General features: G+C 60.7%; 24 protein-coding genes. All 24 read left to right on the top strand.

Translation table 11 applies throughout. The annotated features are described in order from the left end of the window. The first annotated feature begins 189 nt into the window (after window positions 1-189). The 24 genes from HU725_RS16020 to fliP all read left to right on the top strand — a co-directional run bounded on the left by HU725_RS16020 (window position 190) and on the right by fliP (window position 23,014). Window positions 190-1,125 carry a ketoacyl-ACP synthase III gene (locus HU725_RS16020; RefSeq protein ID WP_060476933.1) on the top strand — a complete coding sequence of 312 codons (936 nt, stop codon included), beginning with the start codon at window positions 190-192 and terminating at the stop codon, window positions 1,123-1,125. Window positions 1,126-1,378: 253 nt separating this feature from the next. After that, window positions 1,379-2,227, top strand: a complete 849-nt coding sequence (locus HU725_RS16015) for a flagellin domain-containing protein (protein ID WP_186478801.1) — start codon at window positions 1,379-1,381, stop codon at window positions 2,225-2,227. A gap of 70 nt (window positions 2,228-2,297) precedes the next feature. Further along, window positions 2,298-2,660 (top strand): flagellar protein FlaG, encoded by a 363-nt coding sequence (locus HU725_RS16010; protein ID WP_186478802.1) that lies wholly within the window; start codon window positions 2,298-2,300, stop codon window positions 2,658-2,660. 78 nt (window positions 2,661-2,738) lie between these two features. Then, complete coding sequence (gene fliD, locus HU725_RS16005; RefSeq protein ID WP_186478803.1) at window positions 2,739-4,157, top strand: flagellar filament capping protein FliD; 1,419 nt, start codon at window positions 2,739-2,741, stop codon at window positions 4,155-4,157. 133 nt (window positions 4,158-4,290) lie between these two features. After that, entirely contained in the window at window positions 4,291-4,683 is a 393-nt protein-coding gene (gene fliS, locus HU725_RS16000; RefSeq protein WP_060476929.1) for a flagellar export chaperone FliS, read from the top strand. A 14-nt stretch (window positions 4,684-4,697) separates the two neighbouring features. Continuing rightward, window positions 4,698-4,994, top strand: a complete 297-nt coding sequence (gene fliT, locus HU725_RS15995; protein WP_060476928.1) for a flagellar protein FliT — start codon at window positions 4,698-4,700, stop codon at window positions 4,992-4,994. A gap of 167 nt (window positions 4,995-5,161) precedes the next feature. After that, a complete protein-coding gene (gene fleQ / locus HU725_RS15990; RefSeq protein WP_186478804.1) occupies window positions 5,162-6,637 on the top strand; it encodes a transcriptional regulator FleQ in 1,476 nt (491 codons plus the stop codon). A gap of 403 nt (window positions 6,638-7,040) precedes the next feature. Continuing rightward, window positions 7,041-8,258 (top strand): sensor histidine kinase, encoded by a 1,218-nt coding sequence (locus HU725_RS15985; protein ID WP_186478510.1) that lies wholly within the window; start codon window positions 7,041-7,043, stop codon window positions 8,256-8,258. Further along, window positions 8,258-9,634 carry a sigma-54-dependent transcriptional regulator gene (locus tag HU725_RS15980; protein WP_186478509.1) on the top strand — a complete coding sequence of 459 codons (1,377 nt, stop codon included), beginning with the start codon at window positions 8,258-8,260 and terminating at the stop codon, window positions 9,632-9,634. Before HU725_RS15985 ends, HU725_RS15980 begins: the two co-directional genes overlap by 1 nt. A 106-nt stretch (window positions 9,635-9,740) precedes the next feature. Beyond that, entirely contained in the window at window positions 9,741-10,073 is a 333-nt protein-coding gene (fliE, locus tag HU725_RS15975) for a flagellar hook-basal body complex protein FliE (RefSeq protein WP_060476924.1), read from the top strand. Between the two features lie 15 nt (window positions 10,074-10,088). Continuing rightward, window positions 10,089-11,864, top strand: a complete 1,776-nt coding sequence (gene fliF / locus HU725_RS15970; protein WP_060476923.1) for a flagellar basal-body MS-ring/collar protein FliF — start codon at window positions 10,089-10,091, stop codon at window positions 11,862-11,864. Continuing rightward, complete coding sequence (gene fliG, locus HU725_RS15965; RefSeq protein ID WP_027921181.1) at window positions 11,857-12,876, top strand: flagellar motor switch protein FliG; 1,020 nt, start codon at window positions 11,857-11,859, stop codon at window positions 12,874-12,876. The genes fliF and fliG overlap by 8 nt, the downstream gene beginning before the upstream one ends. Before the next feature lie 161 nt (window positions 12,877-13,037). Further along, window positions 13,038-13,796, top strand: a complete 759-nt coding sequence (gene fliH, locus HU725_RS15960) for a flagellar assembly protein FliH (RefSeq protein WP_186478508.1) — start codon at window positions 13,038-13,040, stop codon at window positions 13,794-13,796. Next, entirely contained in the window at window positions 13,786-15,144 is a 1,359-nt protein-coding gene (gene fliI, locus HU725_RS15955; RefSeq protein ID WP_186478507.1) for a flagellar protein export ATPase FliI, read from the top strand. The genes fliH and fliI overlap by 11 nt, the downstream gene beginning before the upstream one ends. A 6-nt stretch (window positions 15,145-15,150) precedes the next feature. Continuing rightward, complete coding sequence (gene fliJ, locus HU725_RS15950) at window positions 15,151-15,603, top strand: flagellar export protein FliJ (RefSeq protein ID WP_186478506.1); 453 nt, start codon at window positions 15,151-15,153, stop codon at window positions 15,601-15,603. A gap of 193 nt (window positions 15,604-15,796) precedes the next feature. Then, window positions 15,797-16,102, top strand: a complete 306-nt coding sequence (locus tag HU725_RS15945) for an STAS domain-containing protein (protein WP_060476918.1) — start codon at window positions 15,797-15,799, stop codon at window positions 16,100-16,102. Between the two features lie 8 nt (window positions 16,103-16,110). Then, a complete protein-coding gene (locus HU725_RS15940; RefSeq protein WP_186478505.1) occupies window positions 16,111-17,802 on the top strand; it encodes a fused response regulator/phosphatase in 1,692 nt (563 codons plus the stop codon). A gap of 60 nt (window positions 17,803-17,862) precedes the next feature. Further along, complete coding sequence (locus tag HU725_RS15935; RefSeq protein WP_060476916.1) at window positions 17,863-18,216, top strand: Hpt domain-containing protein; 354 nt, start codon at window positions 17,863-17,865, stop codon at window positions 18,214-18,216. Between the two features lie 64 nt (window positions 18,217-18,280). Next, window positions 18,281-19,585, top strand: a complete 1,305-nt coding sequence (locus HU725_RS15930) for a flagellar hook-length control protein FliK (RefSeq protein ID WP_186478504.1) — start codon at window positions 18,281-18,283, stop codon at window positions 19,583-19,585. 203 nt (window positions 19,586-19,788) lie between these two features. Continuing rightward, window positions 19,789-20,286: a flagellar basal body-associated protein FliL gene (gene fliL, locus HU725_RS15925; protein ID WP_186478503.1), complete on the top strand. Its 498-nt coding sequence runs from the start codon at window positions 19,789-19,791 to the stop codon at window positions 20,284-20,286. 9 nt (window positions 20,287-20,295) lie between these two features. Beyond that, on the top strand, window positions 20,296-21,264 hold the full coding sequence (gene fliM / locus HU725_RS15920) for a flagellar motor switch protein FliM (protein ID WP_060476913.1): 969 nt from the start codon (window positions 20,296-20,298) through the stop codon (window positions 21,262-21,264). A 47-nt stretch (window positions 21,265-21,311) separates the two neighbouring features. After that, a complete protein-coding gene (gene fliN, locus HU725_RS15915; RefSeq protein WP_060476912.1) occupies window positions 21,312-21,776 on the top strand; it encodes a flagellar motor switch protein FliN in 465 nt (154 codons plus the stop codon). A gap of 12 nt (window positions 21,777-21,788) precedes the next feature. After that, window positions 21,789-22,235 (top strand): flagellar biosynthetic protein FliO, encoded by a 447-nt coding sequence (gene fliO / locus HU725_RS15910; protein WP_186478514.1) that lies wholly within the window; start codon window positions 21,789-21,791, stop codon window positions 22,233-22,235. Beyond that, entirely contained in the window at window positions 22,235-23,014 is a 780-nt protein-coding gene (fliP, locus tag HU725_RS15905; protein ID WP_060476910.1) for a flagellar type III secretion system pore protein FliP, read from the top strand. Before fliO ends, fliP begins: the two co-directional genes overlap by 1 nt. The last annotated feature ends 14 nt before the right edge of the window (window positions 23,015-23,028 follow it).

The raw sequence follows: 23,028 nt of genomic DNA, 5'->3' as shown, positions 1-23,028 counted from the left end.
ATCTGACCACTCTCTACGACCAGGATTCGACAAAACGCGTGACTTGGAAGTCACGACGGGCATCTTCACTGTTATCATCGTTACATTCGTTAACGTCTGCGCCCGTGAACCGTCCGCCCATCGTTTCGATTCAACCGCGGCTGGGCCCGCGCGCAGGGGCATGTTGCTGACATTGAATTGGGAAGCCATATGATTGGCATTAAAAGCATCGCCAGTTACGTGCCGACTGAAGGCGTGGATAACTACGCCCAGGGCGCGAAATTCGGCAAAGATCAGGATTTCATCTTCGGCAAGATCGGATCTACGTTCTTGCCTCGCAAGGCCGAGGCTCAAGAAACCTCCGACCTGTGCGTTGAGGCCTGCAAGAAACTGTTCGCCGCCAATCCTGCGTTGGACCCGGCCTGTATCGACGTGGTGATCGTCGTGACTCAGAACGGTGACGCCGAGGGTTTGCCCCACACCGCTGCCATCGTGCAGCACAAGCTGGGGCTGTCCACGGCGGTTGCTGCGTTCGATATTTCTCTGGGTTGCTCGGGCTACGTCTACGGCTTGTATGCGATCAAGGGGTTCATGGAAGCGGCTGGTCTGAAAAATGGCTTGCTGATTACCGCAGACCCTTACTCGAAGATCGTCGACCCCGAAGATCGCAACACCACCATGCTGTTTGGTGATGCCGCCACTGCTACCTGGATGGGCCATGGTGCTACCTGGCAGTTAGGCAAATCGCTGTTCGGCAGCGATGGTGCCGGTGCCGAGCATCTGCGCACGACCGATGGCAAGTTCTTCATGAACGGCCGCCAGGTTTACAACTTCGCCCTGGTCAAGGTGCCTGCACACCTGCAGCAGTTGCTCGACACCAGTGAATTGAAGGCCGAGGACATCGACCTCTATTGCCTGCATCAGGGTAGTGCGGCGATCGTCGATGCGGTTTCCGCGCGCTTCCTTGAAGGCGAGCACAAGCAGCGCTTCGTCAAGGATATGGTCGAAACCGGCAATACAGTGTCCTCGAGCATTCCGTTGCTGCTGGAAAAGCACGTCGTGGGCTCGCAGCATCGCCGTGTTGCGCTGAGTGGTTTTGGCGTGGGCCTGTCGTGGGGGTCAGCGATCATCGAGCGCTCGGACTGACCGCAGGTAGTCTTGCTGAACGCCGCCGCCTTATGGCGGCGTTTTGTTTTCCGGGCTATGGTTTTTTGAGCGTCTGTAATCTGGCGTCAACTCCTTGAATTCATTGGGCTGGCAGGATGCCAGCAATTTTTTTGAAAAATCTCCTAAAGCAACCCGCCCTGACGACGATAACAATTACGAAGGTTCTCTGTGCCACACCCGGCGATTTGCCAAGGCCGGAAGCCGTAGTACCCAATCCAACGAGGAATTCGTCATGGCTTTGACTGTTAACACCAACACTACCTCCCTGGGCGTTCAGAAGAACCTGAACCGTGCTTCCGATGCACTGGCCACTTCGATGACCCGTCTGTCCTCCGGCCTGAAAATCAACAGCGCCAAAGACGACGCCGCTGGCCTGCAGATCGCTACCCGCATGACCTCGCAGATCCGTGGTCAGACCATGGCAATCAAAAACGCCAACGACGGTATCTCCATCGCCCAGACCGCTGAAGGCGCGATGCAAGAGCAGACCAACATTCTGCAGCGTATGCGTGAACTGGCTGTTCAGTCGCGTAACGACTCCAACAGCACCGATGACCGTATCGCCCTGGACAAAGAGTTCCAGTCGATGGCTTCGGAACTGACCCGTATCGCCAACAGCACCCAGCTCAACGGCAAGAACCTGCTGGACGGTTCGGCTTCGACCATGACCTTCCAGGTTGGCTCGAACACCGGCAGCTCGAACCAGATCACCATCGACCTGAACCAGAAGTTCGACGCCTCCTCGCTGGGCATCGGCTCGGGCATCAACATTCAGGGTTCGAGCAGCAGCGTCTCGGAAACCAACTACAGCGCCGCCATCGCCGCTATCGACACCGCTCTGCAGACCATCAACACCAACCGTGCTGACCTGGGTGCCGTTCAGAACCGTCTGACCAGCACCATCAACAACCTGCAGAACATCAACGAGAACGCCGAAGCCGCTCGTGGCCGTGTACAGGACACCGACTTCGCCGCTGAAACCGCTCAGATGACCAAGCAGCAGACCCTGCAGCAGGCATCCACTTCGGTTCTGGCCCAGGCCAACCAGCTGCCATCCGCTGTACTGAAGCTGCTTCAGTAATCGCCGATGGTGACCGGCGGGGGAGTGCTTGATCGGCGCTTCCCCGCCTTTGCATTGCGAGGTGGTAGAGATGGACATGAGCGTCAAGCTGAATTTGTCTTATCCGGCCGCAAAACCGGCCGAGCAGGCCGTCGATAAGCCGGTTAACCGGCCGTCGGAAGAAGCTAAGCCTGCAGCCACTGGCGAAAAGGCCAAGCAGGACGCGCAAGATGCCGATAAGGTCAAAAGCGCGGTAGCGGAAATCGAGAAATTTCTCAAAGCTACCCAACGCAACCTTGAGTTTTCCATGGATGAGGAATCCGGCCAGATTGTGGTCAAGGTCATTGCTACAGACAGTGGTAAGCTGATTCGCCAGTTGCCTTCGGAAGAAGCGCTGCGAATTGCTCACAGTTTGAGTGATGTCAACAGTGTTCTGTTCGACGCCAAAGTATGATGGGCGGCGAACATCAATGAAGTGATACATGCTGGCGCTGCAGGAGTAGCGCCGGCCCGTTGAAAGAGGGATTACGGCATGGCAAGCGCACTCACCCCAACAACCGGCCTGGGCTCTGGTCTCAACATCACCGAGATCGTGAACGCGCTGGTCAAGGCTGATACATCCGCCAAGCAAACCCAGATCACCCGGCAAACCAGCAACAACACCGCGTTGATCTCGGGGATCGGTTCTTTGCGCAGTGCTCTGACGGCGTTCCAGGACGCCATGAAGAAGCTCAACGACAAGAATGCTCCCTCCTTCAACGCCTATTCTGCGAAGTCGGCGAACGAGGCCGTGGTCAAGATCACGTCGAGTAACTCGGCGGTGGCAGGAAACTACGATGTAATCGTGGACAAGCTGGCGACCGGTTCGAAGGTTGCAAGCCAACAGTTCGCAGGTGGGGCAAGCAGCTCCATCAGTGCTGGTAAATTGACCATCAGCCAAGGTGGAAAAACCTACGATCTCGATGTTGCCAGCGGTGCAACGTTGCAGAGCGTGCGTGATCAGATCAACAAGGAAATGAGCGCAAACGGCATTACCGCCAACATCGTCAACGAACAAGGCGGTTCGCGCCTTGTGCTCAGCTCCACCACCACCGGCGCCGGTTCCGATATTTCCCTGAGCGGTATCGCCGAGCTGGAAATCGATGGTACTTCGCAGATGTCTGGCACTGGCGCGGGGTACATCACTGCCCTGGCCCAGGATGCCGAACTGACCATCGATGGCTTGAAGGTCACCAGTGCGACCAACACCGTCGATAAGGCCATCAGCGGCCTGACGCTGCAATTGACTGGCGTCAGCGCCAGGACCGGCAGCGGCAGTACGGGTTCGCCAACTGCGGTGACCGTTGCAGCGGACAACGACGGCCTGAAAAAGTCGATTCAGAGCTTCGTCGATGCTTACAACACAATGCAGAAAGCGATCACTTCGCTGACTTCCACCAGTCGTGACAGTGATGACAACCTGATTCTTGGCCCACTCACCAATGACCCAACCACCCGCTCTCTGCTGGGCGATGTGCGCAAAGTCCTGAGCGAAGTCGGTGCCGGCGATAGCCTGACGACGCTGAGTCAGTTGGGCATCAATACCCAGAAAGACGGCACGTTGGAGTTCAATAGCATCAAGTTCACATCTGCGATGGACGACAAGAAGCTCGGCGCAGAAGTGCAGAACCTGTTCACCGGCACCAATGGCATTTTCGAGCGCATGAACAATGCCATCGATCCGTACAACAAGACCGATGGCAGCCTTGCGACGCGCAAGTCCAACCTGGACAAGGCGGCCAAGCAGCTTTCTGATCAGCAGGAGGCGCTTGATCGCCGGACAGAGTCGCTGACAGCGTCGCTGACCAAGCAGTATGTCGCGCTGGATACTGCCCTTGGCAAAATGAAAGCCCAGGCCGACCAAATCACCTCGATCTTCGAAGCGATCAACGCTCAAGCTAAAAAGTCCTGATTAACTGAGCCTGCCAAAAGCCCGGCGGCATCCCTCGATGCGCCGGGCTTTTGCGTAGGGTCGCTAAAGTTTTTTGACGTCCAGGCGATACACAAGTTACAAGCAACCCATTTCGCTGCAACGAGGTAGATCCATGAACCCGATGTTGGCCCTTCGGCAGTATCAGAAAGTCAACGGCGTGGCGCAGACATCCGAAGCCAGCCCGCACCGCCTGGTGCAGATGCTCATGCAGGGCGGCCTTGATCGTATGGCTCAGGCCAAAGGCGCAATTGCCCGCAAGGATGTCGCCCAGAAAGGCATCCTGATCGGCAAAGCCATCGACATTATCGGTGGCCTGCGCGAAGGCCTGGACCTGGAAAACCACGCCGACAGCCTGGCCGAGCTGGACAGCCTGTACACCTACATGAGCCGTCGCTTGATCGAGGCCAACGCCAAGAGCGACCCCGAAATCATCGATGAAGTGGCGCGCTTGCTGATCACAGTCAAGGAAGGTTGGGACGCCATCGCCGACCAGTCGGCTTCCTGAGCCAGGAGCATGAGATGAGCGAAGTAATCGAGCGAATCGAACAGACCCGTCAGCTGCTGCTTACCGCGTTGCACAAGCGTGACTGGAGTGCAGTGGGCGAGCTGGATCTGGAATGCCGCCTGCGCATCAATGATGTGCTCGATGAAGCGGTCGGCCAGGAAGCCGATGTGCGCGACAGCCTGGAGCAACTGTTGGTCGTCTACCGGCAATTGATTGACGTTGCAAGTGGGGAGCGTCAATCAATAGTCGACGAGATGATGCAAATCCGTCAGGCGAAAAATGCCGCCAAGGTATACCATCTGTTCACGTGACCACAGATGTGCAAAAAGCCGTGCGCCATTAATTTGACTGCACGGGTTTTTTTGACTTTACTAGTGGCTGTTTTCGAATTTCAGACGTCCGAACACTGACCATTCAGTCGGAGATGTCGAGCATGCCCCTCACAGGGCGCCGATATGACTAGGGAAGTTGCTATTGCATGTGGCGTGAAACCAAGATTCTCCTGATCGATGACGACAGCGCCCGCCGCCGCGATCTGGCGGTGGTCCTGAACTTCCTCGGCGAAGATAATCTTCCGTGCTCCAGCCAGGATTGGCAGCAGGTCGTGGGCGACCTGTCTTCGAGCCGCGAAGTGCTATGCGTGCTGATCGGTACTGTCAGTGCTCCGGGCAGTGTGCTTGGGCTCCTTAAGACAGTGGCTGGGTGGGATGAGTTCCTTCCGGTTTTGCTGATCGGTGAAAATTCTTCTGCGGAGTTTCCGGAAGAACTGCGCCGCCGGGTACTTTCCAACCTCGAGATGCCGCCGAGCTACAGTCAGCTGCTCGACTCGCTGCACCGTGCCCAGGTCTATCGCGAGATGTATGACCAGGCCCGCGAGCGCGGACGCCAGCGTGAGCCGAACCTGTTCCGTAGCCTGGTCGGCACCAGCCGTGCCATCCAGCATGTGCGCCAGATGATGCAGCAGGTCGCCGATACCGATGCCAGCGTGCTGATCCTTGGCGAGTCCGGTACCGGCAAGGAAGTGGTGGCGCGCAACCTGCACTACCATTCCAAACGCCGCGAAGCACCGTTCGTGCCGGTCAACTGCGGCGCGATCCCGGCTGAGTTGCTGGAGAGCGAGCTGTTCGGTCACGAGAAGGGCGCGTTCACGGGTGCCATCACCAGCCGTGCCGGGCGTTTCGAGCTGGCCAACGGCGGCACACTGTTCCTCGACGAAATTGGCGACATGCCATTGCCTATGCAGGTCAAGTTGCTGAGGGTGCTGCAGGAGCGCACCTTCGAGCGAGTGGGCAGCAACAAGACCCAAAGCATCGATGTGCGGATCATCGCCGCGACTCACAAGAACCTCGAAACCATGATCGAGGATGGCACTTTCCGCGAAGACCTGTACTACCGGCTCAATGTCTTCCCGATCGAAATGGCGCCACTGCGCGAGCGAGTGGAAGATATTCCGCTGTTGATGAACGAGCTGATTTCGCGCATGGAGCACGAGAAGCGCGGTTCGATCCGCTTCAACTCGGCCTCGATCATGTCGCTCTGCCGCCACGGCTGGCCGGGGAACGTCCGCGAGCTGGCCAACCTGGTAGAGCGCATGGCTATCATGCACCCGTACGGGGTTATCGGGGTATCGGAGTTGCCGAAGAAATTCCGTTATGTCGATGACGAGGACGAGCAACTGGTCGATAGCCTGCGCAGCGATCTGGAGGAGCGGGTGGCGATCAATGGCCATACGCCGAATTTCAGCAATCATGCGATGTTGCCGCCTGAGGGTCTGGATCTGAAGGACTACCTTGGCAGCCTGGAACAGGGGCTTATCCAGCAGGCTTTGGACGATGCCAATGGCATCGTTGCGCGCGCGGCCGAACGGTTGCGGATTCGTCGGACCACTTTGGTCGAGAAAATGCGTAAGTACGGGATGAGCCGACAGGGTGGTGAGGATCAGGCGGAAGAGTGATTGAGCCTTTGGGGTGTATGCCTTGAGGTTGATGTTGGGGCGCAGATCGAGCGCCGCCCGCGCGGCGCATCGCGAGCTACGCTCGCTCCTACGTTTGTTTTCGGCCAGTGACGCCTGTGACAGGCGCGCGCGACCGCCTGGTTCATACGACGCTATCTCGCGCCATGCACCAAGGCGTCCGCGCGCAAATCCCGCAGGATCAATTGGCCCGAAACAAACGTAGGAGCGAGCGCAGCTCGCGATGCGCCGCGCGGGCGGCGCTCGATCTACGCCACACCACAGTCCTCGAACGATTCACCCTCGCACGATTCACCCCCGAGCATTCCCCCATCCCCGGCACGGCTATTGCTACAACCCTGGCATCACACCGTTTTTATGACGGTCAGCCACGCGAGAGAGCAAGATGCCCCAGGCCGCCCACTTTTCCCGAGCCCCCGATCAGCAGTCGAGTACCCCGGTCGAGCAGGAGAGTCGACAAGGCCTTGAGCAGGCATTTGCCCTGTTCAATCAGGTATCCAGCCAGCTCAACCAGTCTTACGGCATGCTCGAAGCCCGGGTCAGTGAGCTCAAAGGCGAGTTGGCGGTCGTCGGTGCACAGCGCATAGCCGAGCTGAACGAAAAGGAGCGCCTGGCCAACCGCCTGCAAAATCTGCTCGACCTGCTGCCAGGTGGGGTGATCGTGATCGATGACCAAGGCAGGGTGCGAGAGGCCAACCCGGCGGCCTGCCAAATGCTGGGTGAGCCTGTGGTCGGTCAGTTGTGGCGCCAGGTGATTGCGCGCAGCTTCGCCCCGCGCAAGGACGATGGCCACGAGGTCTCGCTGCGCGATGGCCGCCGCCTGTCTATCGCCACCCGCTCGCTGGACGCCGAGCCGGGCCAACTGGTGTTGCTCAACGACCTCACTGAAACCCGCCGCCTGCAAGACCAACTGGCCCGGCACGAGCGCCTGTCTTCCCTGGGGCGTATGGTTGCTTCGCTGGCGCACCAGATTCGCACGCCGCTGTCGGCGGCCATGCTCTATGCCAGCCACCTGGCCGATGGCGAGCGCGAGCTCGCGCCAGAAACCCGCCAGCGCTTTGCTGGCAGCCTCAAGGAGCGGCTGCACGAATTGGAACACCAGGTGCGCGACATGCTGGTGTTTGCCCGTGGTGAACTGCCGCTGGGCGATAGGTTGACCCCCAAGGCTCTGTTCCAGGCCCTGCAGCAAGCGGCTCAGCCTCATGTGCAGGGTCATGCCGTGCGCTGGCAGTGCGATAGCCACCTGGGGGAGTTGCTGTGCAACCGCGACACCCTGGTGGGCGCTTTGCTCAATCTGATCGAAAACGCACTGCAAGCCAGCGACAACCCGGCCCGGCTCAAGGTGCACCTGTTCCGCCGCGAGCGCACCTTGCATTTGAGCATCAGCGATGCCGGCAGTGGCATCGATGCCGAGCTGCTGGGGCGCTTGGGCGAGCCATTCCTGACCACCAAGGCCACCGGAACCGGGCTTGGGCTGGCGGTGGTCAAGGCCGTTGTGCGTGCCCATCAAGGTTCATTGCACCTGCGCTCCAAGGTTGGGCGTGGCACCTGTGTGAAGGTTGAATTGCCGTTGATCGACGGGCAGGCAACGGAGGTTATGTAATGGCGATCAAGGTGCTGCTGGTCGAGGATGACCGCGTATTGCGCCAGGCCCTGGGCGATACCCTGGAAATCGGTGGCTTCGCCTTCGATGCAGTGGGCAGCGCCGAGCAGGCGCTGGAGGCGGTGGCCGGTGAGGTTTACAGCCTAGTGGTCAGTGACGTGAACATGCCGGGTATGGACGGCCATCAATTGCTGGTGCAGCTGCGCCGTCATCATCCTCAATTACCAGTGTTGCTGATGACCGCCCACGCCGCTGTGGAGCGGGCCGTGGAGGCCATGCGCCAAGGGGCCGTGGATTATCTGGTCAAGCCGTTCGAGCCACAGGCCTTGCTGAGCCTGGTCGAACGCCACGCCGCCGGGCGTTTGACGGTGGCCGACGATGAGGGGCCGGTAGCGTGCGAACCCGCCAGCCTGCAGCTGTTGGAGCTGGCAGCACGGGTAGCTCGCAGCGATTCGACCGTGCTGATATGTGGTGAGTCAGGTACCGGCAAGGAAGTGCTTGCGCGTTACATCCATCAGCAGTCGCCACGTGCAGCGCAGCCATTCGTGGCGATAAACTGCGCGGCCATTCCGGACAACATGCTCGAGGCCACGCTGTTTGGTCACGAGAAAGGCGCCTTCACCGGGGCAATCGCGGCCCAGGCTGGCAAGTTCGAACAGGCTGAAGGCGGTACCTTGCTGCTCGACGAGATCTCCGAAATGCCCCTTGGCTTGCAGGCCAAACTATTACGTGTACTGCAGGAGCGCGAAGTGGAACGGGTAGGGGGGCGCAAGCCCATCGCGCTGAATATCCGCGTTTTGGCTACCAGCAACCGGGATATGGCGAGCGAAGTGGCAGCAGGGCGTTTTCGCGAGGACCTTTACTACCGGCTGTCGGTGTTCCCACTGGCGTGGCAACCGTTGCGCGAGCGCCGTGGCGATATTCTGCCGCTGGCAGAGCGCTTGCTGGCGCGGCACGCTGCGAAGATGCAGCATGCGCCAGTACGCTTGTCTGCCCAGGCGCGTGATTGCCTGCTGGCGCACACGTGGCCGGGTAATGTGCGAGAACTGGACAACGCGCTGCAGAGGGCGTTGATTCTGCAGCAGGGCGGCGTCATTGAGGCGGCGGATTTTTGTCTGGCGGGCGCCATTCCATTGTCGGCGCTGGGCCAAGCTGCTGCACCGCCACTGCCTGCTGAAGGACTTGTCGAGTCCGCAGGCCTGGGCGACGACATGCGTCGCCATGAGTTTCAGAAAATCATCGATACCCTGCGCGCCGAGCGTGGGCGGCGCAAGGAGGCAGCCGAAAAACTCGGCATCAGCCCGCGTACCCTGCGCTACAAGCTCGCGCAGATGCGTGAAGCCGGGCTCGATGTGGAGGCCAGCCTGTTCGGCTGAAACATTCATTTAAGAGTTGGCGCTGCGGGCTGGCACACGTGTTGCTAGTTCAGGGCTATCCGCCGCATGACTGTCAAAAAAATGCGGCCGCCGGAGAGAGAAGTTCATGAGCCAAGGTGTTGAATTCAACCGTCTGATGCTGGACATGCGGGCCATGCAGGCCGATGCCATGTCGCTGCCTAAAGCCACCGCCGCCGCCGAGCTGGCGCCTGGCCAGAGCACCTTTGCCGATATGCTCGGCCAGGCCATCGGCAAGGTCAATCAGACCCAGCAGGCATCGAACCAGCTGGCCAACGCCTTTGAAATCGGCAAGAGCGGTGTGGACCTCACTGACGTGATGATCGCCTCGCAGAAGGCCAGCGTGTCCATGCAGGCCTTGACCCAGGTGCGCAACAAGCTGGTTCAGGCGTACCAAGACATCATGCAGATGCCGGTTTGAGGGCGGAAGTAAGTCATGGCTGATGCAGTCGTCGATAACGCACCTGCCAAGAGCGGCGCGTCAGGTTCCAAACCGCCACTGTTGAACATGGCGTTTCTGGAAAACATCTCGCAGATGCCCATGCTGCGTCAGGTCGGCCTGCTGGTCGGCTTGGCGGCGAGCGTGGCGATCGGCTTTGCCGTGGTGCTCTGGTCGCAGCAGCCTGACTACCGGCCGTTGTATGGCAGCCTGGCCGGCATGGATACCAAACAGGTCATGGATACCCTGGCCTCTGCAGATATTCCCTACCGTGTCGAGCCCAACTCCGGTGCGTTGCTGGTCAAGGCCGACGACCTCTCCCGTGCGCGCCTGAAGCTGGCAGCGGCAGGCGTGGCGCCGAGCGATGGCAATGTCGGCTTCGAGTTGCTCGACAAAGAACAAGGCCTGGGCACCAGCCAATTCATGGAGGCCACCCGCTATCGCCGCAGCTTGGAAGGCGAGTTGGCGCGTACCGTTTCGAGCCTGAACAATGTGAAGGCCGCGCGCGTGCACCTGGCCATCCCAAAGAGTTCGGTGTTCGTGCGCGACGAGCGCAAGCCCAGCGCTTCTGTGCTGGTAGAGCTCTACCCTGGCCGTTCGCTGGAAGCAGGCCAGGTCATGGCCATCGTCAACCTGGTCGCCACCAGCGTGCCTGAGTTGGACAAATCGCAAGTCACGGTGGTTGACCAGCGTGGCAACCTGTTGTCCGAGCAGTTGCAGGACACAGCCTTGACCATGGCTGGCAAGCAATACGATTACAGCCGCCGCATGGAAGGTATGCTGACCCAGCGTGTGCACAACATCCTGCAACCGGTGCTGGGCAATGACCGCTACAAGGCCGAGGTGTCGGCCGACCTGGACTTCAGCGCGGTCGAGTCCACCTCCGAGCAGTTCAACCCCGACCAGCCGGCGCTGCGCAGCGAGCAGGCGGTCAACGAGCAGCGCGCCAGCAGTCAGGGCCCGCAGGGTGTACCAGGTGCGCTGAGCAATCAGCCGCCAGGCCCTGCTTCCGCGCCGCAGACCACCGGCGCTGCGGCAGGTGCGGCCGGAGCCATCCAGCCTGGTCAGCCGCTGGTCGATGCCAACGGTCAGCAGATCATGGACCCGGCCACCGGGCAGCCAATGCTGGCGCCGTATCCTTCCGACAAGCGCGAGCAGACCACCAAGAACTTCGAACTCGATCGCTCGATCAGCCACACCCGCCAACAGCAGGGTCGCCTGACTCGGCTGTCGGTGGCAGTGGTGGTCGATGACCAGGTCAAAGTCGATGCCAATGGGCAAACCACCCGCGCCCCATGGGGTGCCGAAGACTTGGCGCGCTTCACCCGCCTGGTGCAGGACGCGGTAGGCTTCGACGCCAGCCGTGGTGACAGCGTGACGGTAATGAACGTGCCCTTCGCCGCCGACCGTGGTGAAGAGATCGCCGATATCGCGTTCTATCAGCAGCCGTGGTTCTGGGACATCGTCAAGCAAGTGCTCGGCGTGCTGTTCATCCTGGTGCTGGTGTTCGGCGTGCTGCGTCCGGTGCTCAACAACATCACAGGTGGCGGCAAGCAAGCTGCTGCGGACAACGACATGGAACTGGGCGGGATGATCGGTCTGGATGGCGAGTTGGCCAACGACCGTGTCAGCCTCGGTGGCCCGTCAAGCATTCTGTTGCCGAGCCCCAGCGAGGGCTACGAAGCACAGCTCAACGCAATCAAAGGCCTGGTGGCCGAAGACCCAGGCCGCGTGGCCCAGGTCGTGAAAGAGTGGATCAACGCCGATGAGTGACAATCGAGCCATTACCGCCAAGCTGAGCCGTGTCGACAAAGCCGCGATCCTGCTGCTGTCGCTCGGTGAAACCGATGCTGCGCAAGTGCTGCGGCACATGGGTCCCAAAGAAGTGCAACGGGTCGGTGTGGCCATGGCGCAAATGGGCAATGTGCACCGAGAGCAGGTCGAGCAGGTGATGAGCGAGTTCGTCGAAATCGTCGGCGACCAGACCAGCCTGGGCGTGGGCTCCGATGGCTATATCCGCAAGATGCTCAATCAGGCGCTTGGCGAGGACAAGGCCAACGGCCTGATCGATCGCATCCTGCTTGGTGGCAATACCAGTGGCCTGGACAGCCTCAAGTGGATGGAGCCGCGGGCCGTGGCCGACGTGATCCGCTACGAGCACCCGCAGATTCAGGCCATCGTGGTCGCATACCTGGACCCCGACCAGGCCGGTGAAGTGCTGAGCAACTTCGACCACAAAGTGCGCCTGGACATCATCCTGCGTGTCTCTTCGCTCAATACCGTGCAGCCTGCGGCCCTGAAGGAGCTGAACCAGATCCTCGAGAAGCAGTTCTCGGGCAACTCCAATGCCGCGCGCACCACCTTGGGTGGTATCAAGCGTGCCGCCGATATCATGAACTTCCTCGACAGCTCCGTGGAAGGCGCGCTGATGGATTCGATCCGCGAGATCGACAATGACCTGTCGGAGCAGATCGAAGACTTGATGTTCGTCTTCAACAACCTGGCCGACGTAGACGACCGTGGTATCCAGGCGCTGCTGCGTGAAGTATCGTCCGACGTGCTGGTGGTGTCGCTCAAAGGCGCGGACGAGCGGGTCAAGGACAAGATCTTCAAGAACATGTCCAAGCGTGCCTCGGAGCTTCTGCGCGACGACCTCGAAGCCAAGGGCCCGGTGCGGGTCAGTGATGTGGAGACGGCGCAGAAGGAAATCCTCACCATCGCCCGTCGCATGGCCGAGGCCGGCGAGATCGTGCTCGGTGGCAAAGGTGCCGAGGAAATGATTTAAGGCCACCGCTTGCTCCCCACTGGCTGCCCGTTGTGGGAGCGGGTTCACCCGCCTAAGCCTCGGTGCGGGATATCGCGATTGTCGCTGCCGACGCATTGGCTGATACATCCGCGCTGACAAGCGTTGGCCTCGGCTGAACAGGGTTTTGAGAACAACACAGCATGCCCAGCAAAGAATCCCACCCTAGCGATCTGATCCGCGCCCGCGACCTAGAGGGCGTGGACGTCTGGGCGCTGCCCAGCTTCGACCCGCAGCCTGAGCCTGAACCTGAGCCGCAAGTGCTCGAGGAAGAAGTCGAGGAAGTGCCGCTGGAGGAAGTTCAGCCACTGACCCTGGAAGAGCTCGAAGCAATCCGCCAGGAAGCCTACAACGAGGGCTTCGCCACCGGGGAGCGCGAGGGCTTTCACAGCACCCAACTGAAAGTGCGCCAGGAAGCCGAAGAAGCGCTCAGCGCCAAGCTGGCGAGCCTGGAGCAGTTGATGCAGCACCTGATGGAGCCGATCGCCGAACAGGACACGCAGATCGAACGCAGCCTGGTACACCTGGTCGCGCACATGGCGCGCCAGGTCATCGGCCGCGAACTGCGCAGCGACTCAAGCCAAATCACCCGTGTGCTGCGTGAAGCGCTGAAGCTGCTGCCGATGGGCGCCGACAATATTCGCATTCACCTCAACCCACAGGATTTCGAGCAAGCGCTGGCCCTGCGCGAGCGTCATGAGGAGCGCTGGAAGCTGCTTGAGGACGAAGCCTTGTTGCCCGGCGGTTGCCGGATCGAAACGCTGCACAGCCGCATCGATGCGACCATGGAAACACGTATCGACAAAGCTGTAGCGCAGCTGTTCGATCAGTTGCACGATCAGGCGCTGCACCCGGCGGCTGCGGACCTTTCGGTTGAGTTGGACAGCAACGATGCGCCTTGACCGCACCAGCTTCGCCAAGCGCCTGGGCGGCTACGCCGACGCGATCACGCTGCCGGTGCAGGCGGTGGTCGAAGGCCGCCTGCTGCGCATGGTCGGCCTGACCCTTGAAGCCGAAGGCCTGCGTGCGGCGGTAGGTGGGCGCTGCCTGGTCATCAACGACGACAGCTACCACCCGGTGCAGGTCGAGGCCGAGGTGATGGGCTTTGCTGGCAACAAGGTATTCCTCATGCCGGTGGGCAGCATTGCCGGCATCGCGCCAGGGGCGCGGGTGGTACCACTGGACGACAGTGGTCGTTTGCCCATGGGCATGAGCATGCTTGGCCGCGTGCTCGACGGCGCCGGGCGCGCCCTCGATGGCAAGGGTGGCATGCGCGCAGAAGACTGGGTGCCGATGGATGGGCCGATCATCAACCCGCTTAATCGTGACCCAATCAGTCAGCCGCTGGATGTGGGCATTCGCAGTATCAATGGCCTGCTGACCGTCGGCCGTGGCCAGCGCCTGGGCCTGTTCGCCGGTACCGGTGTGGGCAAATCAGTGTTGCTGGGCATGATGACTCGCTTCACCGAGGCGGACATCATCGTGGTCGGGCTGATCGGCGAGAGGGGCCGGGAAGTCAAAGAGTTCATCGAGCACATCCTCGGCGAGGAAGGGCTCAAGCGGTCGGTGGTAGTCGCCTCGCCCGCTGACGACGCACCGCTGATGCGTCTGCGTGCAGCCATGTACTGCACCCGGATTGCCGAATATTTCCGTGATAAAGGCAAGAACGTCTTGCTGCTGATGGACTCATTGACCCGTTTCGCCCAAGCTCAGCGCGAAATCGCGTTGGCTATCGGCGAGCCCCCGGCTACCCGTGGCTACCCTCCATCGGTGTTCGCCAAACTGCCCAAACTGGTGGAGCGCGCCGGTAATGGTGAGCCCGGTGGCGGGTCGATCACCGCGTTCTACACCGTGCTTTCCGAAGGGGATGACCAGCAGGACCCTATTGCCGACTCGGCTCGGGGTGTGCTCGACGGTCACTTTGTGTTGTCCCGGCGGCTGGCCGAGGAAGGCCATTATCCGGCAATCGACATCGAAGCCTCGATCAGCCGGGTCATGCCCCAGGTGGTGGATGCCGACCACCTGCGCCAGGCGCAGAAGTTCAAGCAGCTGTGGTCACGGCTATCGCAAAGCCGCGACCTGATCAGCGTGGGTGCCTACGTCGCCGGTGGCGATCCGGAAACCGACCTGGCAATTGCTTTGCAGCCTCGGCTGGTCGACTTCCTGCGCCAGGGGCTGGATGAAAATGTCGGCATGCAGCAAAGCCGCAGCGAGCTGGCGGCGATCTTCACGCCTCCGGCCAAGGGCTGATGAGCCATGAGCCTGCCCGGACGCGCTGCCCGCCTGGCCCCTGTGGTCGACATGGCCGAAGAGGCCGAACGCAAAGCTGCTCAGCGCGTGGGGCACTTCCAGCAGCAGGTGGTACAGGCCCAGGCCAAACTGGCTGAGCTGGAGTCGTTCCGCGAAGGCTATCAAGCGCAGTGGATCGACCGCGGCGGGCAGGGTGTGAACGGTAGCTGGCTGCTCAACTACCAGCGCTTTCTGGCCCAGCTGGAAACTGCCATGACCCAGCAGCGCCAGAGCCTGATCTGGCACGAAAACAACCTCAAAAACGCCCGAGGCACCTGGCAGCAGGCCTACGCTCGGGTCGAGGGCCTGCGCAAGCTGGTGCAGCGCTACATGGACGAGGCTCGCCGCGCCGAAGACAAGCGCGAGCAGCGGTTGCTGGATGAGTTGTCGCAGCGGTTGCCCAGGCAAGGTCATTTGTAGCCTGGGCCGCGCGTAGCGCTATTAGCGAAGTGCCGTCCTCCTCGCGGCTTAAACCTCTACCACAGGTTTGAGCTCACATCCGAGTGAGGCGGGTGGACCCGCGAACAAGCCGCTGCAGGCTAGCTTGCTACCCCTGCGTTGGCCTGCTAAACCTTGAAGAGTTGCATTCGCCATCATCGAAGGAATCGCTAGCATGGCAGTCGAGACTGATTTTTCGCAGGACGGCAAAAAACTCACGATCAAGGTCAAGGGCCGTTTCGACTTCGGCAAGCATCAAGAATTTCGTGATGCCTACGAACGTCAACCGCAAAAGCCCGACTCTGTGGTGGTAGACCTCAAGGATGCTACCTACTTGGACAGCTCTGCGCTGGGCATGCTGCTGTTGCTGCGCGACCACGCCGGCGGTGACGATTCGGACGTGCGTGTGGTACATGCCAGTTCCGATGTTCGCAAGATCCTGGCCATCTCCAATTTCGAAAAATTGTTCGATATCAGTTGAGTGCCCAGATGCCGGCCGAACAGGCGTTGACCGTGCTGGTGGCAGAGGATGGAGCAGTCGATCGTCTGCTACTGGCACAGATTGTCCGTCGCCAGGGCCACCAGGTATTCACCGCGGAAAATGGTGAACAAGCCGTCGCGCTGTTTGCCCAGCAGCGCCCGCAGCTGGTGCTGCTCGATGCCCTCATGCCGGTGATGGACGGTTTTGAGGCCGCGCGGCAGATCAAGGCACTGGCGGGCGAAGCGTTGGTGCCGATCATCTTCCTGACCTCCCTCAGCGAGGAGGACGCCCTGGTGCGATGCCTGGAGGCCGGCGGTGACGACTTCATGGCCAAGCCCTACAGCGCAGTGATTCTGGGCGCCAAGATCCGCGCGATGGACCGCCTGCGCCGCCTGCAGGCCACAGTTCTGGAGCAGCGCGACCAGATCGCTCGCCACCATCATCACCTGCTCAACGAGCAGCGGGTGGCCAAGGCAGTTTTCGACAAGGTCGCACACTCCGGCTGCATCACCGCGCCGAACATCCGTTACCTACAGTCGCCCTATGCTTTGTTCAATGGTGACCTGCTGCTGGCCGCGTTCACCCCAGCCGGTGACATGCACGTGCTGCTCGGCGATTTCACCGGCCATGGGTTACCCGCCGCTGTCGGGGCAATGCCACTGGCTGAAGTGTTCTACGGCATGACCGCCAAGGGCTACGGCCTGGCGCAGATGCTGCGGGAGATGAATGCCAAGCTCAAGCGCATTTTGCCGGTCGACATGTTCTGCTGTGCGCTGTTGCTCAGGATGAGCGTGCAGCGCGGCGCGGTCGAGGTATGGAATGGCGGCATGCCCGATGGTTACCGGCTGTCGGCCGATGGCGCGTTGCTTGGGGCGATGGCCTCGCGGCACTTGCCGCTGGGCATTTTGCCGCCTGAGCGCTTTGACGATAGCACCGAAGTGCTACCGCTTGCTGCAGGGGAGCGGCTATTGCTGCTCTCCGACGGTGTGGTCGATACCGCCGATGAGCACGACCGGCTTTTCGGCGTCGAGCGCCTGCGTGATGTGCTGGCTGCCAACCGCGTTCCGGCCCAGCTGTTCAACGAGGTGATGCAGGCGCTGGAGCAGTTCGGCGGGCGCCCCCGGGATGACATCAGCCTGTGCGACATTGCCATGTTCACGGCGCAAGACCGAGTGCCAGCGCCGACCTTGTACTCCGACAGTGGCCGTTCCAGTCCGCTGGACTGGTCGCTCGGCTTCGAACTGCGCGGCGAGAGCCTCAAACGGTTCAACCCGGTACCCTACCTGGTGCAGTTGTTGCAGGAGATTCACGGTCTACGGCCCAGCACCGGTGCCTTGCACAGCGTGCTCAGTGAGCTGTACTCCAATGCCCTGGAGCACGGTGTGCTAGAGCTCGACTCGAGGTTGAAACGTGATGTGCAAGGCTTCGCCGACTACTATCAAGAGCGTGCCCGGCGCTTGGCCGAGCTGACGCACGGGTTTGTGCGCATCGAACTTAAAGTTGAACCGCTAGGCGCAGGTGGGCGTCTGACCATCGAGGTGCGGGACAGTGGTGCAGGGTTTGATGTGTGCGGTGAATTGTCGCGCCCAGAAGCGGATCAGCAACTGAGCGGACGCGGGCTGAAACTGGTGCAGCGCCTGGGCAGGAACGCTAGATGGAGCGACGGTGGCCGCTGTGCCTGCGTCCATTTCGAGTGGTGAAACGGCTGGAGAGCCGCCGCACGGCTCAGGCATAATCTGGCTTGATCAGGGAGTGAACAAGTGACTGACATGCATATTGACCACAAAGTACTCAGCGATTTGCAAGAGGTCATGGAAGATGGCTACTTGCAGTTGCTGGAAACCTTTCTGGAAGACTCCGAGCGGCGTCTCAGCCAGCTGCACGAGGCCAAGAGTGCCGACGAGCTGGGCATGGCTGCGCATAGCTTCAAAGGCAGCAGTAGCAACATGGGCGCGGTGGGCCTGGCCGACTTGTGCCAACAACTGGAGGAGCGGGTTAAGGTGCGCCCTTTGTATGGTATCGAAGACCTGATCAATCGGATCGATCTCGAATACCTCGAAGTGCAACACTTCTATCGCGCGGAGCGTGAACGGGTTTCAGCCAGCCAACTGTAGTTGGCGCGACTTTTGCCTATCTGTAGCCAGACAATAGTCCAGTTTCTGGCGCGGAGACCGTTTCATGCCTGTCGCACCCAACCCTTTGCTGCAAACCAACACCCCAAGCAAGCCTACAGGTGCTGGTGCCCCTCGGGCAGACAAAGCCCTGCAGCCGGTGGGTGAGCCAGGTGGCGGGTTCGATCAGGTCATGGCCCGGCAAAGCCACGACCCTGTGTCTTTGCGCAAAGACAAGGCTGTGCAGGCCGGCCCCAAGGACAAGCCCGACTTCGCAAGAGATGGCAAGCCGCAGGCTGCCGACAAGCCAGCAATTGCCGATGACGGCAATAAGTTGCCGGCTGACGATGCGGCCCAAGCCGCTGCTGATCCTGCGCCCGCCAATGACTCAGGGTCGCTCGACGCCAATCTGGTCGCGGGCCAGGTAACCGATGCCCAACCTGGCGCACAATTGCTGCAGGCTCAAGCCGAAACCGTAGCGCCCATGTTGCAGGCCGCCAACCAAGCGCCAGCGGCTGACATCGCCGAGCCGTTGCCGGAGCAAGCCGAAACAGAGGCCTTTGACCCGGATGCCGACCCGCTGGCTAATCTGCCAGGGCTGCGCCTTGCCCTTGAACAAAATGCACAGGCCAAAGGCACCTCATCGGCGCATGCTAGCGATGGAGCCAGAGCACAGGGTCAGGAGACTCAGGCCGGCGTCAATCCATTGGCGACCTTGGTCGACAACATCGAAGAGCAAGCCGGTAAATCCGAAACTGGCGACAAGGCTTTTGGCGCCCTGCTCGAGGATGGGCTCAAAGACACCAAAACCGCCAGTAGCGATACTCGGGTCGATGACTTCGCCAACCGCCTCGCCAATCTGACCCAGGCCGTGACAGCCAAGGCTGCCAATGCGCTGCCGGCAAGTGCCAATCCGTTGCATCAGCCACTGCAAATGAACCAGAGCGCCTGGGCTGAAGGTTTGGTCAACCGGGTAATGTACTTGTCGAGCCAAAACCTCAAGTCGGCGGACATCCAGTTGGAGCCCGCCGAGTTGGGTCGGCTGGATATCCGCGTGAACGTTGCGACTGACCAATCCACCCAGATCACCTTCGTCAGCGGCCATGCCGGTGTGCGAGATGCTTTGGATAGCCAGGTGCACCGTTTGCGCGAGCTGTTCGCCCAGCAGGGGTTGGCGCAGCCAGACGTCAATGTGGCCGATCAGTCGCGCCAGCAACAGCAGCAGGCGCAGCAAGATGCCTCGCAACTTTCGGGGGTGGCCGCACGCCGTGCCCAAGTTGGTGGGGGCGAGCAGGGCGAGCTTGGTGAAACGGGCCGGCCGGTCGAGCAACAGGTGGTCATTGGTGACAGCGCTGTGGACTACTACGCCTAAGCAGACTATTGCCGGCTCAGGCTTCCTCTTGGGTAAACCCCCGCACAGGTTAGCCATCACCTGAAGCATGTGCTGGCTCAGTGTCAGCGGGTTTATCGGTGAAATCGCCATCACCGTAAAGCACTTGGTTATAGATCTGGCATAACACTTGCTCAAGCCACGTCATCCTCCTTTGAAACCCCGATGGACGACGGATTATTGGCATGGCGAAGAGCGAAGCAGTGAAAGACCCCGCCGCAAAAGGCAAACTCAAGTTGATCCTGCTGCTGGTACTGGCGCTGCTGCTGGCGGTCGGCCTGTCGGTGGGGGCCACCTGGTTCATCATGCACAAAAGTGAACCGGCCCCGGCCGCCGAAGCGGCTGCTTCCAACGTCAAGGCTCCCGCGATCTACGTGCCCTTGGCTCCGGCCTTCGTGGTCAACTTCAATCAGAACGGCCGTCAGCGCTACATGCAGCTGAGCATCACCCTGCAAGGCCGTAATCAGGCCGATCTGGATGCGCTCAGCGTGCATATGCCGGTGATCCGCAACAACCTGGTGATGATGTTCTCCGGTCAAGGTTTCGACACGTTGTCCGCCAGTTCGGTGGGCCAGGAGATGCTGCGTCAGAAAGCCACCGCAGTGGTCCAGGAAGTGGCGCAGAAAGAAGTCGGCAAGCCGGTGATCGACCAGTTGCTGTTCACCAATTTCGTATTGCAGTAGGAGTCCGCAATGGCCGTACAGGACCTGCTGTCCCAGGATGAGATCGACGCCCTGTTGCACGGCGTCGACGATGGGCTGGTACAGACCGAGAGCGTTTCCGAGCCTGGCAGCATCAAGAGCTATGACCTGACCAGCCAGGATCGGATCGTGCGTGGTCGCATGCCGACCCTTGAGATGATCAACGAGCGCTTCGCCCGCTATACCCGCATCAGTATGTTCAACCTGCTGCGCCGCTCAGCGGATGTGGCGGTCGGCGGGGTGCAGGTGATGAAGTTCGGCGAGTACGTGCACTCGCTGTACGTGCCGACCAGCCTGAACCTGGTCAAGATCAAGCCGCTGCGCGGCACCGCGCTGTTCATTCTCGACGCCAAGCTGGTGTTCAAGCTGGTGGACAATTTCTTCGGCGGTGACGGCAGGCATGCCAAGATCGAAGGCCGTGAATTCACCCCCACTGAACTGCGGGTGGTGCGCATGGTACTGGACCAGTGCTTCGTCGACCTCAAGGAAGCCTGGCAGGCGATCATGCCGGTCAATTTCGAGTACATGAACTCCGAGGTCAACCCGGCCATGGCCAATATCGTTGGCCCAAGCGAGGCGGTGGTGGTCTCGACCTTCCATATCGAACTGGACGGCGGCGGCGGCGACCTGCACGTGACCATGCCGTATTCGATGATCGAGCCCGTGCGGGAAATGCTCGATGCAGGCTTCCAGTCCGACCTCGACGACCAGGACGAGCGCTGGGTCAAAGCATTGCGTGAGGACGTGTTGGACGTCTCCGTGCCGCTGACCGCCACGGTTGCGCGCCGTCAGCTGAAGCTGCGCGACATCCTGCACATGCAAGCCGGTGACGTGATCCCGGTGGAGCTGCCCGAGCACCTGGTGTTGCGCGCCAACGGTGTGCCGTCGTTCAAGGCGCGCCTGGGTTCGCATAAAGGCAACCTGGCCCTGCAGATCATCGACCCGATCGAACGCCGCTAACGGCGTGCCGGTCGCTCTTTCCGAATTGAATGCCTGTAGAGGACATCATGGCTAACGAAAACGAGATCACTTCCCAGCAAGACCAGGCCTTGGCCGACGAGTGGGCCGCAGCCCTGGAAGAAACCGGTGATGCCGGGCAGGCCGACATCGATGCGCTGCTCGCTGCCGACAGCGGCAAACCGGGTGCCGGCCGCTTGCCCATGGAAGAATTCGCCAGCTCGCCGCGGCCCAACGAAAACGTCAGCCTCGAAGGGCCGAACCTGGATGTGATCCTGGACATTCCAGTGAACATTTCCATGGAGGTGGGCAGCACCGAAATCAATATCCGCAACCTGCTGCAGCTCAACCAGGGCTCGGTGATCGAGCTCGACCGCCTGGCAGGTGAACCGCTCGATGTATTGGTCAACGGCACACTGATCGCCCATGGCGAAGTGGTGGTGGTCAACGAGAAGTTCGGCATCCGCCTGACCGATGTGATCAGCCCCAGCGAACGTATCAAGAAGCTGCGCTGAGTGAAGAGCACGATGCGCGCCGTGATGGCATCAGCCGCGCTGCTGGCCAGCGAAGTGGCCATCGCCGCGGCAACGCCTTCTGCCAGCCCGGTGGCAACGCCAGCCGCTGCGCCCGGCAGTTTGGGTGGGCAACTGGCGCAAATGGTATTCGGGCTGTTGCTGGTAGTGGGGTTGATCTTCTTCCTGGCCTGGCTGCTGCGCCGCATGCAGGGGGCAGCGCCTAAGGGTGGGCAGGTGATCGAGGTGATCGGCAGTCGTGCCATCGGCCCGCGTGATCGGCTGTTGCTGGTGCAGGTTGGCAAGGAGCAGATTCTCATCGGCCATAGCCCAGGCAGTATCGAGGCCTTGCACGTGTTGGCCGAACCCGTCGAAGTACCCGCCAGCGCCCGTCAGGCGACACCGGAGTTCGCCCAGCGCCTGATGGAGCTGATGGGCAAGGATCAGAAGGACAAGCAGTGATGACCCGCGCCTTGCGCCTGCTGTTGAAAACATCGTTCGGCACTTTGTTGCCCATTGCGCTGCTGTTGGCAGCCCCACTGGCCTTGGCCGCCGACCCGTTGTCGATCCCGGCCATAACCCTGTCAAACACCGCAGACGGGCAGCAGGAGTATTCGGTCAGCCTGCAGATTCTGCTGATCATGACGGCGCTGAGTTTCATCCCGGCGTTCGTCATTCTGATGACCAGCTTCACCCGTATCATCATCGTCTTCTCGATTCTACGTCAGGCCCTGGGCTTGCAGCAGACACCTTCTAACCAGGTGCTGACCGGCATGGCGCTGTTTCTCACGCTGTTCATCATGGCGCCCGTGTTCGACCGGGTGAACCAGGATGCTCTGCAGCCCTACCTGAACGAGCAGATGACTGCTCAGCAGGCAATCGAGAAGGGCCAGGGGCCACTGAAAGACTTCATGCTGGCTCAGACCCGGCAGAGTGATTTGGACCTGTTCATGCGCCTGTCCAAGCGCACCGATATCGCCGGCCCCGATCAAGTGCCGCTGACGATACTGGTGCCGGCATTCGTCACGTCGGAGCTGAAAACCGCGTTCCAGATCGGCTTCATGATCTTCATCCCGTTCTTGATCATCGACATGGTGGTGGCCAGTGTGCTGATGGCCATGGGTATGATGATGTTGTCGCCATTGATCATCTCGCTGCCGTTCAAGATCATGCTGTTCGTCCTGGTCGATGGCTGGGCGCTGATCATGGGCACATTGGCCGGCAGTTTCGGTGGCATTTGACGCCGCCAAGGGGA

The sequence above is a fragment of the Pseudomonas promysalinigenes genome (assembly GCF_014269025.2).
GTDB lineage: Bacteria > Pseudomonadota > Gammaproteobacteria > Pseudomonadales > Pseudomonadaceae > Aquipseudomonas > Aquipseudomonas promysalinigenes.
The sequence above is the reverse complement of the archived record's forward strand: the minus strand, read 5'-3'. Positions and strand labels throughout refer to the sequence as shown.